The organism is Rothia sp. HMSC071B01 (assembly GCF_001808945.1).
In the GTDB taxonomy this organism is placed as follows: domain Bacteria; phylum Actinomycetota; class Actinomycetes; order Actinomycetales; family Micrococcaceae; genus Rothia.
The window spans coordinates 154,979-170,301 of sequence record NZ_KV795073.1 but is presented as its reverse complement, the minus strand read 5'-3'; the positions used below and the strand labels follow the sequence as shown (position 1 = coordinate 170,301).

14 protein-coding genes and 1 tRNA gene are annotated in these 15,323 nt (G+C 59.0%); 12 read left to right on the top strand and 3 right to left on the bottom strand.

The features are described from left to right. Window positions 1-55: 55 nt before the first annotated feature. A complete protein-coding gene (locus HMPREF2527_RS05655) occupies window positions 56-733 on the bottom strand; it encodes a winged helix-turn-helix transcriptional regulator (protein WP_083294463.1) in 678 nt (225 codons plus the stop codon). Between the two features lie 624 nt (window positions 734-1,357). Between HMPREF2527_RS05655 and HMPREF2527_RS05650 the strand changes: the two genes are divergently transcribed. Beyond that, the gene (locus HMPREF2527_RS05650; protein WP_049363143.1) at window positions 1,358-2,047 is read left to right on the top strand and encodes a nitrobindin family protein; all 690 of its coding nucleotides are present in this window, start codon (window positions 1,358-1,360) and stop codon (window positions 2,045-2,047) included. 65 nt (window positions 2,048-2,112) lie between these two features. Next, on the top strand, window positions 2,113-3,348 hold the full coding sequence (locus HMPREF2527_RS05645) for a CAF17-like 4Fe-4S cluster assembly/insertion protein YgfZ (protein ID WP_049363144.1): 1,236 nt from the start codon (window positions 2,113-2,115) through the stop codon (window positions 3,346-3,348). A 123-nt stretch (window positions 3,349-3,471) separates the two neighbouring features. Here the strand turns inward: HMPREF2527_RS05645 and HMPREF2527_RS05640 are convergent, their stop codons facing one another. Both HMPREF2527_RS05640 and HMPREF2527_RS05635 read right to left on the bottom strand, forming a co-directional pair. Beyond that, window positions 3,472-4,503: a 6-phosphofructokinase gene (locus HMPREF2527_RS05640; protein WP_049347329.1), complete on the bottom strand. Its 1,032-nt coding sequence runs from the start codon at window positions 4,501-4,503 to the stop codon at window positions 3,472-3,474. Window positions 4,504-4,965: 462 nt separating this feature from the next. After that, window positions 4,966-6,168 (bottom strand): pyridoxal phosphate-dependent aminotransferase, encoded by a 1,203-nt coding sequence (locus HMPREF2527_RS05635; RefSeq protein ID WP_049363147.1) that lies wholly within the window; start codon window positions 6,166-6,168, stop codon window positions 4,966-4,968. Between the two features lie 353 nt (window positions 6,169-6,521). Here HMPREF2527_RS05635 and HMPREF2527_RS05630 point away from each other — a divergent pair. From HMPREF2527_RS05630 to HMPREF2527_RS05585, 10 genes are all read left to right on the top strand, one after another. After that, a tRNA-Trp gene (locus tag HMPREF2527_RS05630) sits at window positions 6,522-6,594 on the top strand. Between the two features lie 77 nt (window positions 6,595-6,671). Further along, complete coding sequence (gene secE, locus HMPREF2527_RS05625) at window positions 6,672-6,950, top strand: preprotein translocase subunit SecE (RefSeq protein ID WP_070506970.1); 279 nt, start codon at window positions 6,672-6,674, stop codon at window positions 6,948-6,950. Window positions 6,951-7,054: 104 nt separating this feature from the next. Continuing rightward, window positions 7,055-7,801 (top strand): transcription termination/antitermination protein NusG, encoded by a 747-nt coding sequence (gene nusG / locus HMPREF2527_RS05620; RefSeq protein WP_049338063.1) that lies wholly within the window; start codon window positions 7,055-7,057, stop codon window positions 7,799-7,801. A 266-nt stretch (window positions 7,802-8,067) separates the two neighbouring features. Continuing rightward, the gene (gene rplK, locus HMPREF2527_RS05615; RefSeq protein ID WP_005504870.1) at window positions 8,068-8,496 is read left to right on the top strand and encodes a 50S ribosomal protein L11; all 429 of its coding nucleotides are present in this window, start codon (window positions 8,068-8,070) and stop codon (window positions 8,494-8,496) included. A gap of 137 nt (window positions 8,497-8,633) precedes the next feature. Then, on the top strand, window positions 8,634-9,329 hold the full coding sequence (gene rplA, locus HMPREF2527_RS05610; RefSeq protein WP_005504876.1) for a 50S ribosomal protein L1: 696 nt from the start codon (window positions 8,634-8,636) through the stop codon (window positions 9,327-9,329). A gap of 240 nt (window positions 9,330-9,569) precedes the next feature. Further along, on the top strand, window positions 9,570-10,544 hold the full coding sequence (locus tag HMPREF2527_RS05605) for a TDT family transporter (protein WP_012903013.1): 975 nt from the start codon (window positions 9,570-9,572) through the stop codon (window positions 10,542-10,544). Between the two features lie 101 nt (window positions 10,545-10,645). Then, window positions 10,646-11,773, top strand: coding sequence for an ABC transporter ATP-binding protein (locus HMPREF2527_RS05600; RefSeq protein ID WP_070506967.1), 1,128 nt, complete (start codon window positions 10,646-10,648; stop codon window positions 11,771-11,773). Window positions 11,774-12,172: 399 nt separating this feature from the next. After that, complete coding sequence (gene rplJ, locus HMPREF2527_RS05595; protein ID WP_070506962.1) at window positions 12,173-12,703, top strand: 50S ribosomal protein L10; 531 nt, start codon at window positions 12,173-12,175, stop codon at window positions 12,701-12,703. A gap of 156 nt (window positions 12,704-12,859) precedes the next feature. Next, window positions 12,860-13,234: a 50S ribosomal protein L7/L12 gene (rplL, locus tag HMPREF2527_RS05590; protein ID WP_005504884.1), complete on the top strand. Its 375-nt coding sequence runs from the start codon at window positions 12,860-12,862 to the stop codon at window positions 13,232-13,234. Window positions 13,235-13,557: 323 nt separating this feature from the next. Beyond that, window positions 13,558-15,099 (top strand): glycoside hydrolase family 32 protein, encoded by a 1,542-nt coding sequence (locus HMPREF2527_RS05585; protein ID WP_070506959.1) that lies wholly within the window; start codon window positions 13,558-13,560, stop codon window positions 15,097-15,099. Window positions 15,100-15,323 lie beyond the last annotated feature (224 nt).

Sequence of the window (15,323 nt, the reverse complement as noted above, 5' to 3'; positions counted from 1 at the left end):
TACCGGGGCAACTGGCAGAGTGGGTACACCAATTGAGTGGTTGGCGCCGCGAAATTTAGCGGGTGCTATTGAAGGAATACCCCACATTACGCACGGTCGAAATCATCTGCTCGTACTCGGTGCCGAGCTTGGAACGCAGACGACGCACGTGCACATCCACGGTACGGGTGCCGCCGTAGTAGGAGTCGTAACCCCACACTTCGGAGAGCAACTGGGCGCGGGAGAAGACCCGTCCGGGGTGCTGCGCCATGAATTTGAGCAGTTCAAACTCTTTGAAGGTCAGGTTCAGTGCGGTACCGGAAAGATGCGCGGAGTACGCCTGGGTGTCAATCACGAGGTTGCCTGCGCGTACCACTCGTTCCTGCTGGTTTTCTTCTTCAGCGGTTGCTTCCCTTTTGATGGCAAGACGCAGACGCGCATCCATTTCGGAAGGGGAGGCCTGGTCAGAGACAATATCGTCCACCTGCCAGGAGGCGGCAACAGCCGCCATGCCACCTTCGTTCAGGAGTGCGATGAGCGGCAGTTGCACACCTGCGGCGCGCAGTAGCTGGGCGCAGTGGCGTGCTTTGACGAGGGCGGTGCGGGCATCGACCATGAGCAGGTCGAATGTCTCGGTTTCAAGGGTGGTATGGGCGGTGTCGAGGGGGAAAACGTGTACCTTGTGGCTGAGTAGACTCAGCGAGGGGATCATATCCTGCGCGGCGGTATCGCTCAGAAGCGCAATACGGTACACACCCTCTCCTTTCCCGGTAAAATATTAGGCTCTTTCTAGTGTACTCGCCAGGCTGTGACGCGGCTGTGGGCGCCGGTGTAGACCGGGCCGAATATCGTATTCCGGACTGTTCGTACAGGCTTCTCAGCTGGCTATGATGGGGCACCTACCCGGATTCTGCGGGGCTAATATTTTGCTGGCGCCGGGTGGGGCGTATGCCTGTTGAGAATCGTGCTGTTCACTATGTTTCAGCCGTTGATTCTGCGCCCTTTCGGGGTGGGTCTGTGGTAGGTTTAAGGCATGGAAAACAATCTTATGGCTCTTGAAGCTCTCTTCATGTCGCTGATGGCTATTATCTCCGTGTGCATCGGTATCGGTGCATTCGCAGTGTTGCGTGGCCTCTTCAGCGGACAGAAGTAGTCTTCCCGCACAGAGCAGAAGCATCGCCCACACAGGGCTTTAGGCGGTCGTACGGTTCGTACCGCCTCGCCAATGGCGGCGTGAACCCCCACCCGGTCCCCTCCGGTTGGGGGTTTTCTTTATGCTGCCCGCCGTACCGTTTACTCTGCAGGAGGCGGTGCTACCCCGTGCCGTGAGCGAACGAACAGGGTGCCGTTTTTACGCTCGGGTACTAAAATGGGAGGTATGGCTATTGAAATCCCTACCAACCTAACCCCTGAACTTGTTCCCTTCGCATGGCTGCTTGGTACCTGGGAAGGCACCGGAACCATGTGGTACGAAGGCCAGGAAAACACCCCCTTCGGCCAGATTATTACTTTTGAGCAGGATGGTCTGCCCTTCATTGAATACCGCGCTGAGTCTTTCCTGCTCGATGACGAGGGTCAGAAGCTGCGCCCCATCACCGTTGAAACCGGTTTCTGGCAGATTGACCGCCCCCTGACCGACGCTGACGGCGGCTTCGGCATTGTCCCCAAGGACGTTGTTCCCGCCTTCGCTGACGCGGCAAGCGTAGAGACTCTCCGCAATGCCGACGACGGCTTCTCGCTGCTCGCAACCATCGCGCACCCCGGCGGCATTAGCGAAAACTACGTGGGCATGGTTAAGGGTCCGGTCATCCGCATGCAGACCGGTAACCTGCTGCGCGACGACATCTCCCACGAATACGCAGGCTCCGTGCGCCTGTGGGGCCTGGTCAACGGCAACCTCATGTGGGACTGGGAGATCGCAGACGCCGAGGGTAAGCTGCACAAGCACGCCTCCGCTGAGCTACGTAAGACCTCGTCGATGACCGGTGACTCCCTGGGCACCTCGATGTTCGGTTCCCTGGATGGCGAAGAGCCCACCGGCGAGCCCGGCTCCGAGCCCACCGCCTAATAACTAACGTGAGTCTGCCCCGCTGGCCGGCGGGGCAGACTCTTTGCGTGAAAGGTGCACCTTCCGTGACTGAATCTTCGCTTGAAGCGCCTCAGGCTGAGGCACCCCAGCCCGATGCCGCCCGCCCGGTGAGCCCCCTGCTGAGCCTGCACGGCGCTTTTGCCGCCTCCGGGCTGGATGCCGGCGTCGCCGCACATTACGGCAACCCCATGCTGGAGCAGCGCGCCCTCAGCTTCGACCGCTCCGCCAGCGCGGACGAGCCGCTAGTGTTGGTGGACCGCTCCTCCCTGGGCGTGGTGCGTGTTGAGGGGCCGGACCGCCAGACCTGGCTGACCTCCATCGCCTCGCAGATTCTGACCGGTATGACCGCCGGGGAGAGTCGCGAGTTCCTGCTGCTTTCCCCTCAAGGCCGCGTGGAGTACGCACCCGCCGCAATTGAAGACGGCGAGGCGCTCTGGCTCATCGTGGAGGGCGACCAGGCTCAGCCGCTGACCGATTACCTGAACCGCATGAAGTTCATGATGCGTGTTGAGGTACAGAACCTCAGCGACGAGTACGCCGTGCTGGAGAGCGCCCGCAACCCGATTCTGCAGGACGGTTCGGTGCATCCGGCGCTCGCCGAGACTAAGCCGCTGGTGTGGGAGGACTCTTGGCACACTCCGGCACCTGGCAGCTACCGTTACGATGAGGCGGGTGACGCTCACCCTGGCGCGGACTACGTGCGGTTCTTGAGCATTGTGCCGCGCTCTGTCCTGCCCGCCCTGGCTGAATCTGCGGATGCGCGTTTTGCGGGCCTGTGGGCTGCGGAGGCTCTGCGTATTGAGGCGTGGCGCCCGCGCTACGGTACCGAGGCTGACGATAAGACCATTCCTCAGGAGCTGGATTACACCCGTACCGCGGTGCATTTCGATAAGGGCTGCTACAAGGGGCAGGAGACGGTGGCTCGCGTTCATAACCTGGGTCGTCCGCCGCGCCGCCTGGTGTTCTTGGATATTGACGGTTCGGAGCACACCCTGCCCGCGGCAGGTAGTGAGCTATTCGTGGAAGGCAAGTCCCGCCCGGTCGGTCGCATTACCTCGGTGGCGCTGCACCACGAGGCCGGGCCTATCGCCCTTGCGGTCATTAAGCGTGGCGTTGATCCGCAGGCGCCTTTGCGTGCGGTTGACGGTGGCGATTTCCTGCCCGATGGCTCGCCGGCACCGGCTACCGAGTATGCGGTGGCACAGACGACGGTGGTTTCGCCGGAGTCCGGTGAGGTGGCGCGTCGTTCTTTGGCGGGTCAGGACTTCCTGAAGCGTTAGGCGCTTCCCAGCCCAAAACCGCCTGAACTAGAAATAAAAACCGCGGAGGCTAGCACCCGTTACGAGTGCCCGCCTCCGCGGTTTTAGTATGAGTGCTCAGCTAATGCGCTGAGGCTGTGGGGTTTAGCGGCCGAAGAGGACGGCTGCTTCTTCCCAGCGTTCCTGAGGTACAGACTTCAGACCGTCCAGTGCCTCTTCGAGGGGTACGTACTTGATTTCGGTGCCCTGAACGGAGACCATCTTGCCCCACTGCTTCTGAGCGACCATGTCGACTGCGCCCATGCCCAGGCGGGTTGCGAGCACGCGGTCGTAGCCGGTGGGTGCGCCACCGCGCTGGATGTGGCCCAGGATGGTGTTACGGGTCTCGACGCCGGTCATCTTCTCGATTTCGTGGGTGATGTACTCACCGATACCACCGAGGCGGGGACGACCGTCCTTCTCGGTACCCTTGTTTGCCATGACGTCGTCGAAGCCTTCGGGGATGAAGCCTTCAGCCACAACAACAAGGGGAGAGCGGCCGCGGTCGTGTACTTCCTTGACCCATTCAGCAACCTGCTCCATGGAGACCTTGACCTCGGGGATCAGGATTGCGTGTGCGCCTGCAGCCATACCGGAGTGCAGTGCGATCCAACCGACGTGGCGGCCCATGACCTCGGCGACCATGCAGCGGTGGTGCGATTCACCGGTGGTGCGGATGCGGTCCATTGCCTCGGTTGCGATGGACACTGCGGTGTCGAAACCGAAGGTGTAGTCGGTTGCGCGCAGGTCGTTGTCGATGGTCTTGGGAACACCGATGACGGGCAGGCCTGCGTCTGCCAGACGCTTTGCGCCTGCGAGGGTGCCTTCACCACCGATAGCGACGATTGCGTCGATGCCGTGGCGTTCCATCATGATTTCGATGTTTTCGGGGCCACCGTTGGGGCCGTCGAAGGGGTTGGTGCGGGAGGTACCGATGATGGTGCCGCCCTGGGATGCCAGGCCGCGGACCTTCTGGCGGGGCAGGTCCATGTAGTCGCCTTCAACGACGCCTCGCCAGCCATCGCGGAAGCCGACGAATTCGTAGCCGTACTTCTTGACACCGTTGAGCACGGCGCCGCGGATGACAGCGTTCAGGCCGGGGCAGTCGCCGCCGGAAGTAAGCAGACCGATCTTCATATTGGCTCCTTGTTGATGTCTGCGCATTGGGGTGTTGTGCGCGCGTATATAACTATGACCTCCGCGATTTTGGCACGGGAATGTGTGCCGGTCGGGAGGTCGTTCTCTTGGTCTCTATTTTAGCGGTGTTTGGGTTGTGTTGGTAGTGGTGGAAAGGCGTGGGAATGCCCAAATCGCGGCATAAAAGTTCAGGTTTTTGAAACCTGTATGTTTGGGTTTGATATACAAATAGCCGCCGCTTCCCACCTATGGCACCGAAGAGGCAAACGAGGCCTCCGCGCATCCGAAAAGATGCGGGAGGCCTCGAACGTTTTAAAAATATTTTTAAATCTTTGTGGGATTCCCGGTTTTTAGGACATAAAACGGTCAATAGCCCTGTGTTTGATCGTTTTGTGCCGGTTCACCCAACACCTAAACCGCACCTCCCGCCGGGGCAAGAGACGCGGTTCGGAGAGCCGCGAACTAGTCGCGTGCCTGACCGAGGAACTTCTGCAGGCGTGCCAGGCCCTCTGCCAAATCCTCGTCGCTCAGGGCGTAGGAGAGGCGCAGGTAGCCGCTGGGGCCGAATGCCTCGCCGGGAACTACGGCGACCTCAGCCTTTTCGAGGATGAGCTCAGCCAGCTCTGCGGTGGTCTGCGGGCGTACGCCCTCAATTTCCTTGCCGAGCAGTTCGCGTACATCCGGGTATGCGTAGAACGCACCGGTGGGTACGGGGCAGTGCACGCCTTCAATAGCGTTCAGGCCATCTACGATGGTGCGGCGGCGGCGGTCGAAGGCTGCGTGCATGATTTCCACGTCGTCCTGCGGACCGGTCAGAGCGGCAAGGGCTGCGCGCTGGGCGATGTTGTTGACGTTGGAGGTCATGTGGGACTGCAGGTTGGAGGCTGCGGCGATGACGTCGCGCGGGCCAATCATCCAGCCCACACGCCAACCGGTCATGGCGTAGGTCTTTGCCACGCCGTTGAGGATGACGCACAGGTCAGCGAGCTCGGGTACTGCCTTCAGGATGGAGACTGCCTTAACACCGTCATAGGTGAGGTGCTCGTAGATCTCGTCGGTCAGCACGAAAATACCCTTGGACAGTGCCCATTCGCCGATGGCGCGGGTTTCCTCTTCGGTGTAGACGGCACCGGTCGGGTTGGAGGGGGAGACGAAGATAAGTGCCTTGGTGGCGGGGGTGTATGCGGCTTCGAGCTGCTCGACGGTGACCTTGTAGTGCTGGTCGCTACCGGCGAACACCTCGATGGGGTTGCCGCCTGCCAGGCGGATGCACTCGGGGTAGGTGGTCCAGTAGGGTGCGGGCAACAGGACGTCGTCGCCTTCGTCGATGACGGTTGCGAATGCCTGGTAGACCGCCTGCTTGCCGCCGTTGGTGATGACAACCTGGGAGGGGTCAATCTCTACGCCGGAGTCGCGCAGGGTCTTTTCCGCGATTGCCTTCTTCAGTTCGGGAAGACCGGAGGCGGGGGAGTATCGGAAGTTCTTGGGGTCGTTGAGCGCTTCGCGTGCGGCGTCCACAATGTGCGCGGGGGTGGGGAAGTCCGGTTCGCCTGCGCCGAAACCGATGACGGGGCGTCCCTGAGCCTTGAGTGCTTTTGCCTTTGCGTCGACGGCAAGGGTTGCGGAGGGTGCGATGGCACCGATGCGGCTTGAAATACGCGCCATGGGGCTCTCTTCTCTTTCTTCTTGTGCGCTGCCGGCGTGAAGTCGACAAGGAAATAGGTGATGGGAATGCACGTGTGGGACCAATCCGCGCGTGATGGGCGCGGGTGTGTGCGGCGTTCCTTGTAATAGGATACGGTCCACTAGTAGCGATGCGGAACCCTTCGTCAAGGTATCTCAAGAGGTTTTTCGAAAAATATTACATTTTGAAGTTGCATCGGCCCCGAAAGATGGTTTACAGTTAGTTCTGCACCCGCAAGGGTGTAATTGTTTGCCCCTCTAAAGCCACGGCTTAGGAGGCAGTGGAGGAGTAGACAAGTGAGAAGCAACTCTCACACCTGAAGTTAACGCTTCAAAGGGTGGTGGCTCAATTGGTAGAGCAGCGGTCTCCAAAACCGCAGGTTGCAGGTTCGAGTCCTGTCCGCCCTGCTTTTATTGCCTCAATAAATAATTTGTACGCCCGCACCCCGGGCGTACTTTTTTAGACTCAGAAAGGGGCAGAAGAAATGGCATCGTCTGCTACCGCCGAGAAGGTTGTTAAGCCCGGCGCATCGTCGAAGAGCGATAAGAAGCTCGGTTTCTTCGGCCGTATTTTTGCATTCCTCCGTGAAGTTTTTGCGGAGTTGAAGAAGGTTACTACTCCCACCGGACGTGAACTGGTTGGTTACTTCTTCGGAGTTCTGTTCTTCGTCGTGGTGATGCTCCTTCTTATTTCTGGTCTGGATTATCTTTTCGGCCAGGGAGCATTCTGGATTTTCGGTAACGGAACCATTCAGCGTAACTAGTACAGGCTGCATCCTTATCTGGGGTGCCCCATCAGTGATTTCCCTTAGCGCATTGGCGAGTGGGAGTCCCCTCTAGATGATTAACGATAGAAAGTAGGAGCGACGTGTCCGAGCAGGAACTGGTATCCGAGATTGAAGAGGTCGAGGTAGCCGCTGCTGAGGCTACTGAGGAGTCTGCGGCTATTGAGCAGCAGGCTGAGGAAGCTACCGAGGCTGTTGAGGTGGCTGAAGCAGCTGCTGAGGCTGCTGAGGAAGTCGACGCTCTGGAAGAATTCAAGTCCAAGCTGCGCCGTCAGATGGGCGACTGGTATGTGGTTCACACCTACTCTGGTTACGAGAACAAGGTGAAGACCGGTATCGAGACCCGTATCCAGAACCTGGAAGCTGAAGATGAGATCTTCGAGGTTCAGGTTCCCATGGAGACCGTGGTTGAGTTCAAGAACACCGTGAAGAAGACCATCCGCCGCGTGCGTGTTCCCGGTTACGTTCTGGTTCGTATGGAACTGACCGACCACTCGTGGGGCGTTGTCCGCCACACCCCCGGTGTGACTGGCTTCGTGGGTCAGGATGCGTACAACCCGGTCCCGCTGCGCATGGACGAGGTCTTCGACATGCTCCTGCCGGTCTTCGAAGAGCAGCAGCAGAGCCAGGGCCTGCCCGTTTCCAAGCCCGTTATCGAGTCCGACTACACTGTGGGTGAGAACGTCCGCGTGAAGTCCGGTGCTTTCGAGGGCATGGACGCTACCGTTTCGGAGATCAAGGGCGAGTCCCAGCAGATTGTCGTGATGATTTCCGTCTTCGGCCGCGATACCCCGGTGACCTTGAGCTTCACCGAGATCGAAAAGATTTAACGTTTTTAGCGTGTGAATATGAGCCTCGCACTTCGGTGCGGGGCTCATATTTTGTAGTGACTGTGTAGCCGGCGGTGGCTGTGTGGGTGAGGTTTACTCTTTCTGCTAGCTGGCGCTGGATTAAGTCGCTGATTAACGCTAGAATGTTGATTTGTGTATGCGCATGTCACGCTTTCATGCGGATGCACGGGTGACCGCGCCACGGTCACCGTCTTGCCGGCGTACGCTCCTGTGCGTCGGTTCCCAGCTAAGAAAAGGACCCTACATTGGCTCCCAAGAAGAAGGTCACTGGCCTCATTAAGCTGCAGATCCAGGCAGGCGCCGCTAACCCGGCTCCCCCCGTCGGCCCCGCACTGGGCTCGCACGGTGTGAACATCATGGAGTTCTGCAAGGCATACAACGCTGCAACCGAGTCGCAGCGCGGTAACATCATCCCCGTTGAGATTACCGTCTACGAGGATCGCTCCTTCACCTTCATCACCAAGACTCCTCCGGCTTCCCAGCTGATCAAGAAGGCTGCTGGCGTTGCTAAGGGCTCCGCTGTTCCTCACACCACCAAGGTTGGTTCGCTGACCGAGGCTCAGGTGCGCGAGATCGCTGAGACCAAGATGCCCGACCTGAACGCAAACGACCTGGATGCTGCTTCCAAGATCATCGCAGGTACCGCTCGTTCCATGGGTATCACCGTCGAGTAATTTCGGTTCGCCGAATAGCCGAGTAATCGGCACCGTAGATTTTTCTACACAGAACTTGTAAATGCCCGTCGTATGGACGGGATGTGGCAGAGCCGAGCGCGGCTCACGAGACCACAACTGCATAAGGAGAAAAGCAGATGGCAAAGCGCAGCAAGGCGTACAAGGCAGCTGTAGCCAAGATTGAAGAGGGTAAGCTCTACACCCCCGCTGAGGCAGTTGCCCTGGCGAAGGAAACCTCTTCCACCAAGACCGACGCAACCGTTGAGGTTGCAATGCGTCTGTCCGTTGACCCCCGTAAGGCAGACCAGATGGTTCGCGGTACCGTGAACCTGCCCCACGGCACCGGTAAGACCGCTCGCGTGGTCGTTATCGCAGCAGGCCCCAAGGCTGCTGAGGCTGAGGCAGCTGGCGCTGACTACGTTGGTTCCGACGAGCTGATCGCAAAGATCGCTGGCGGCTGGACCGACTTCGACGCAGCGGTTGCAACCCCCGACATGATGGGCAAGGTCGGCCGCCTGGGTAAGATCCTGGGTCCCCGTAACCTGATGCCGAACCCCAAGACCGGTACCGTGACCATGGATGTTGCAAAGGCTGTTGCAGACATCAAGGGCGGTAAGATCGACTTCCGCGTTGACCGTAACTCCAACCTGCACTTCATCATCGGTAAGGCTTCCTTCACCGCTGAGCAGCTCGAGGAGAACTTCCAGGCAGCTCTGGAAGAGGTTAACCGCCTGAAGCCCTCTTCGGCTAAGGGTCGTTACATCTCCAAGGCAACCGTTGCTACCACCTTCGGCCCCGGCATCCCCGTTGATCCGGCTGCCGTTGCTGCATAAGGTATGCACCTGTAGCTTCTAGCATGAGCTAGTAATCGCCCCCGACGTTTAGGCGTCGGGGGCGATTTTTTATAGGATTGAAACGATAGAGCGATTTTTAGCCCCCGGGTTCTGGCTCTGAGTTCTGGCCCCGAGTTCTGACTCTAGCTGGCTTTGACGTTATCTCTGCCCGGAGCTCTCGAGACAATATTGGGGCTGCGTGTCCCCAACCTGCCCTACAACCATGAGAGGTAAAACCTAATGCCTTCTTCCCTTCAGAGCGAGCAGAGCGCCCGTCGCGGTCTCAGCGTGCCGGTCAATTATTTTGCGGTAGCGCTGGGCACCGGTGCTTTGGGCGCTGCCTGGCGTACCGGTGCGTCGAAGGGAATGGCACCTGATTGGGTAGGGGAGAGTATCCTGGCTTTTAACGCTGTGGTGTGGCTGCTCCTTGTGGGGTTTTTGATTCATTCGGTGGTGAAGTACCGTGCGTGGGTGCGTAGTTTTTGGGAGCATCCGGCGCGTACCTGCTTCTTTTCGCTGATTCCGGCGACGACGGCGCAGGTGGGTGCGGCTCTCTACCCGTATGCGGAGGTTCCGGCGCTGACTCTGGTGGTGCTGGGAGCTGTGGGGCAGCTGTACTTTGCCTCTCACCGCATTGCCGGTACGTGGCGTGGTGGGTATGTGCCTGAGGCTGCCTCGCCGGTGCTGTATCTGCCGACTGTGGCGACGAATTTTGCGACCGCTACGGCGATGGGTTTTGTGGGGTGGCACGATATGGCGATGCTCTTCTTCGGTGCGGGTCTGATTTCGTGGTTCAGTGTCGAGGCCGCGATTCTGAGCCGCCTGCGCACCCTGGCCCCGCTACCTCAGGGGGAGCGCGGCATTATTGGTATTCAGATGGCGCCGCCTTTTGTGGGTGGTAACGCGTACCTGGCGGCTAATGGCGGTATGGTGGACTGGTTCTTTTTGGTGCTGACCGGTTATGGCATTCTGCAGTTGTTCTTCTTGATGCGTTTGCTCCCGTGGACTCTTGAGGGTGGTTTCTCGATGAGCATGTGGGGTTTCTCGTTCGGTATGGCTTCCATGGCGGCGAGCGGTATTCGCTTGACGGCTGCTGGCTCGCTGGGGTTGGTGGGTCCTGCGCTAACGGTGGCGGGTACGGCTTTCCTCATTTTCCTGTGGGTGGGTACGCTGCATTTGGCGTTGAAGGGGCGTTTGCTGGTACGACCGAGCTAGGGCGCTCACATGAGACTCTGGTGCGAGGTTCGCGCGCTGTTTTATGACGGTGCTTATCTTCTGCACGCGTGCCGGGCACAAGTTTCGGCGATAATGGGGGAATGACTTCTGCATCCTACTCTTCTGCCGCGGCGGAGCCTTTTGAAGGCCTGCGTATTCGAGGTGTCGCTAAGACCTTTGGCACTGATACGACGGTTCTGAATGAGATTGACCTGGATGTTCACCCTGGCGAGTTGATTTCTCTGGTTGGTTCTTCGGGTACCGGTAAGTCCACTCTGCTGCGTATTATTGCCGGTTTGGAGGAACCGAGCGCGGGTCGGGTGACCTACGCCGGTCAGCCTCTGGAACGCGGCTCGGTGGGTGTGGTTTTTCAGCGCCCTATTCTGTACCCGCACCTGAGCGTGAAGGACAATATTCTGTTCCCGACCCGGCTGGGTGCGTTCGCCGGTCGGGTTGATATGGACTACTACCGTGAGCTGCTGGAGGCGTTGAAGCTTGAAGGGTTGGAGGCTCGTAAGCCTTCGCAGCTGTCGGGTGGTCAGGCTCAGCGTGTGGGTATTGCGCGTGCTTTGATTCGTCGTGCCCCGGTGGTTCTTTTTGATGAGCCGCTGGCGAGTGTGGATGAGCAGATGAGCGCGAGTATCCGCGCCGATATTGTGCGCTTGCATGAGCGTTACGGTTTTACGGGCCTGTACGTGACCCATGATCAGAATGAGGCGCTCATGCTGGGTCAGCGGGTGGCGGTGATGGATGCTGGCTACCTGGTGCAGGTGGATACTCCGGAGCGGCTGCTGGCGCATCCGCATACTCTGCAGGTGGCTAAGCTTTTGGCGGCGCCCGCGCTGAACCTTTTGAATCTTGAGGATTCTGAGTCGCTTCCTGCCGGGTGTGAGCTGGCGATTCGTGCGACCGCGCTGTGCCCTGTGGCAGCAGACGCTGCTCATGCTCTGCCGGTGCAGGTGCTTGGCAGCCGCCATCTGGTGGGCGGCATGCTGTACAGTGCGCGTCTGTTAGAGGCGGTGTCCCTACCTCTGGAATCTCGACGGGCTTCGGTGGATTCTGAGTTGAGTGCCCGAGTGCGTGCCGGTCAGGAGCTTGAGTTCTTTATCTCGGATGCGCAGGGCACCTCCCTGATTGGCGCCTCGCTCAGCGTAGGGGAGCAGGTGCACCTGGGTGTGGCAGCGGAGCGTTGCTTCTTGTTCTCAGGTGGAAAGCGCTTTTACCTCTAGAACACGGTTTCTGGGCCTTTCAATCGGGCCTTTTAGGCGGGAGAAAGAGCGGTTATTTGGCTTAAAAGGGGTCTTTAAGTGATTAATCCCACTTAATCACGTTTTTAACTTGCGACTCGGGCTTTAACCTGAGATGATGAATGAACCAAAGACCGCCGGTCTAGAACTATGTCCTTTATCGCCACCTCGATGGAGACGAAGAATAGAGTTCTGATAAGAGCAGATTTCACTAGAAATCGCCGCCCGCGTAGGTAACTCGAAGTGAATAGTCGTTGCCCTAATTTAGGGTGCCGTCTATCGTGCCTCGTACGCCTACGCGTCGGGGCATTTTTTATTGCTTGCAATAAATGCTTCGAGGCTCTACCGGCGACCTTACAAGAATCGGAAGAAGGAACTACCATGGCGACTCAGGAAAAGATCGCTGCAGTATCCGAGCTGAAGGAACTCTTCGAAGCTTCGAACGCAGTCATCCTGACCGAATACCGCGGTCTCACTGTTGCACAGCTCAAGGAGCTGCGCCGCGCACTCGGTGCAGAGACCGAATACGCCGTGGTGAAGAACACGCTGGCTGCTATCGCAGCTAAGGAAGCTGGCATCGACGCATTCGAAGGCCACCTCCAGGGTCCCTCCGCACTGGCATTCATCAAGGGCGACCTGATCGATGCTGCCAAGGGCCTGCGTGACTTTGCCAAGGCTAACCCCCAGCTGATTGTGAAGAACGGTTACTACGAAGGTGCCGCTCTTTCCGAGGACGACGTCAAGCGCTACGCTGACCTGGAATCCCGCGAGGTTCTGCTGTCCAAGGTTGCAGGTGGCGCAAAGGCAGCCATCGCACGCATCGCACAGGTTGCAGACGCACTGCGCGTCAAGCTGGAGGAGCAGGAAGGCGCAGCTCCCGCTGCTGCCGAGGAGGCTTCGGAAGAGGCATAAGCCCCTTTCGTGCTACTGCACCAGCGCTGAGATACTCAGCAGCGTGAACGCGAATAGCGTGTAACGCACCCTAAATTTGACCGACCCTTTCGGGGTAGGTACTGAAGATTTACACCGCGGGCGTCAGCCCGCACCAGATAGTGAAGGAGCCAAACAATGGCTAAGCTGTCCATCGAAGAACTCATTGCAGCATTCAAGGAACTGTCCCTCGTTGAGGTTTCCGAGTTCGTCAAGGCATTCGAGGAAGAGTTCGACGTCACCGCAGCTGCTCCCGTTGCAGTTGTAGCAGGCGGCGCAGCAGGCGAGGCTGCTGAAGAGAAGTCCGAGTTCGACGTTATCCTGGAGTCCGCTGGCGACAAGAAGATCGCAGTGATTAAGGAAGTTCGTGCCCTGACCTCCCTCGGCCTGAAGGAAGCAAAGGACCTGGTTGACAGCGCTCCCAAGGCTCTGCTCGAGGGCGTTTCCAAGGAAGACGCTGAGAAGGCTAAGGAGCAGCTCGAGGCTGCTGGCGCAACCATCACCCTCAAGTAATCGACTTCTTCTCGATTCTTACGCGGGCGGTGCATCCATTGGATGCGCCGCCTCGCGGCATTTAACGGCCCCGACCCGCCCGGTATGAAGACTGGGGAGGCTCGGGGCTTTTGCTGCGTCCGCTCTTTTCTCCTGTAGCAAACGGTGGTGCTGTCCCATCTGACCGCGCTCACCCGCAGAAGTCGCTGTGACCGCACTGTGCCCCGGATGAGAGAGGCTGAGAGCACTGTGGTGCCTCTCTCCTAGAGCCCGGTAACGGGTCAGAGGTGCCGTATGATGGGATGAGACAACCCAGACATTCCTTTGCACGAAAGCGGATAGACATGAGCGAGCAGAAGAAAAAGAAGAAGAGTGCGACCGAGCGACCCGCCCGCGATCTGGCGGCTGAAGCACAGCAGATTCTGGACGCTTTCGGCGCCGGTGTTCGTGAAGATCGCGATTACCCGGCACTGCACCTGGCGCCTCCCGTGGGTCGCCTGAACGACCCGAACGGCCTGGTCTTTGACGGTAAGCGCTACCACGCCTTCTACCAGTACTCGCCCCTGCATCCGGAGCGTATGGTTTACTGGCGCCACGCGGTCAGCGAGGACCTGACCCACTGGACCGATGAGGGTACCGCGCTGGTTCCCGATAGCCGCTACGATTCGCACGGCTGCTACTCCGGCTCCGGTATTAAGGTTCCCGGCGGTTTTGAGTTCTTCTACACCGGTAATGTGAAGGACGAAAAGGGCAACCGCGAAACCTACCAGATTCTCGCAACTGCGGGTGAGGACGCGAAGCCGACCCGTCAGCTGCCCCCGCTGATTTCCGGCCCTGAGAAGGGCTACACCGCGCACTACCGCGACCCGCACGTCTTTGAGCGTAACGGCGAGTGGTGGATGGTTGTTGGCGCTCAGCGTGAGGACCTGACCGGCGCCGTGGTCGTGTACACCTCCAAGGATCGCCGCGAGTGGACCTTCCGCGGCGAGCTGGGCATCAAGGACAAGACCCTCAAAGGCACCTACATGTACGAGTGCCCCTCCCTGCTGAGCATGCGCGATGAGCTGACCGGCGAAATCCGCGACGTGCTGATTTTCAGCCCGCAGGGCATGGAGCCCCTCGGCGAGAAGTACAACAACATTTTCCAGAGCGGCTACATCGTCGGTTCGCTGGATAACGAGACCCTCAAGTTCACCGTGGAGACCCCCTTCACCGAGCTGGATGCAGGTTTCGAGTTCTACGCTCCGCAGACCATTTCCGGTACCGGCCTGACCGCCGACCCGAAGGCACCCCACACCGTGAGCGGCGATGCCCCGGTGATGATTGCTTGGCTGGGCAATGCTGACCAGGACGACCTGCCCTCGTGGAGCCACCGCTGGGTGCACATGTTCACCTACCCGCGTGAGCTACACCTGCGTAACGGCAAGATTTTCCAGCGCCCGGTGCCGCAGCTCAACGACGCTATGGAGATGAAGCCTCTGTACCGTGAGGAGGAGAAGGGTAAGCTCGTCGAGCTGAAGAACGCCCTGACCTTCCGTCTGCGTGGCCGCGTGAACGTCTCTGATGAGCGCGTGAAGCTGAAGATTAAGGACACTCACGGCGTGGCTCTGAGCATTGTGCTGGATAAGGACTTTGTGCAGATGGACCGTGGCGGTACCCGCTACACCGAGGGTGGCAGCCTGCGCCGTCGAACCCTGAAGCGTTCGAAGATTCGCGAGTTTGACCTGCTTGTGGACGGTTCGGCTACCGAACTGTACGTGGGTGGCAAGCTGGTTGCCTCCATGGGCGCTGAGGTCATGACCGCTCGCACCTTCTTCAAGGGCGATAAGCGCCGCGTCCGCCTGACCGGTGGCGAGGTGCTGTCCCTGGAGTACGGCCGTCTCTAAGCCGTTTTCTAGGCGTTGGGAGCCGCCTATGCGGGTAGTTTCCGGTAATTTCTGAATATGTTTGAGAGCTCACTCTCCGTGTGGAGAGTGGGCCCTCGCTTTTAAGAACTTTCCCGTGATACCATGTTTTACATCTGATATGTCAAACGTATGACATATACATGACATGCACACACAGACATGTCACCCCACCCCATTTACAAAGCATCATACGGTGGTGCTCC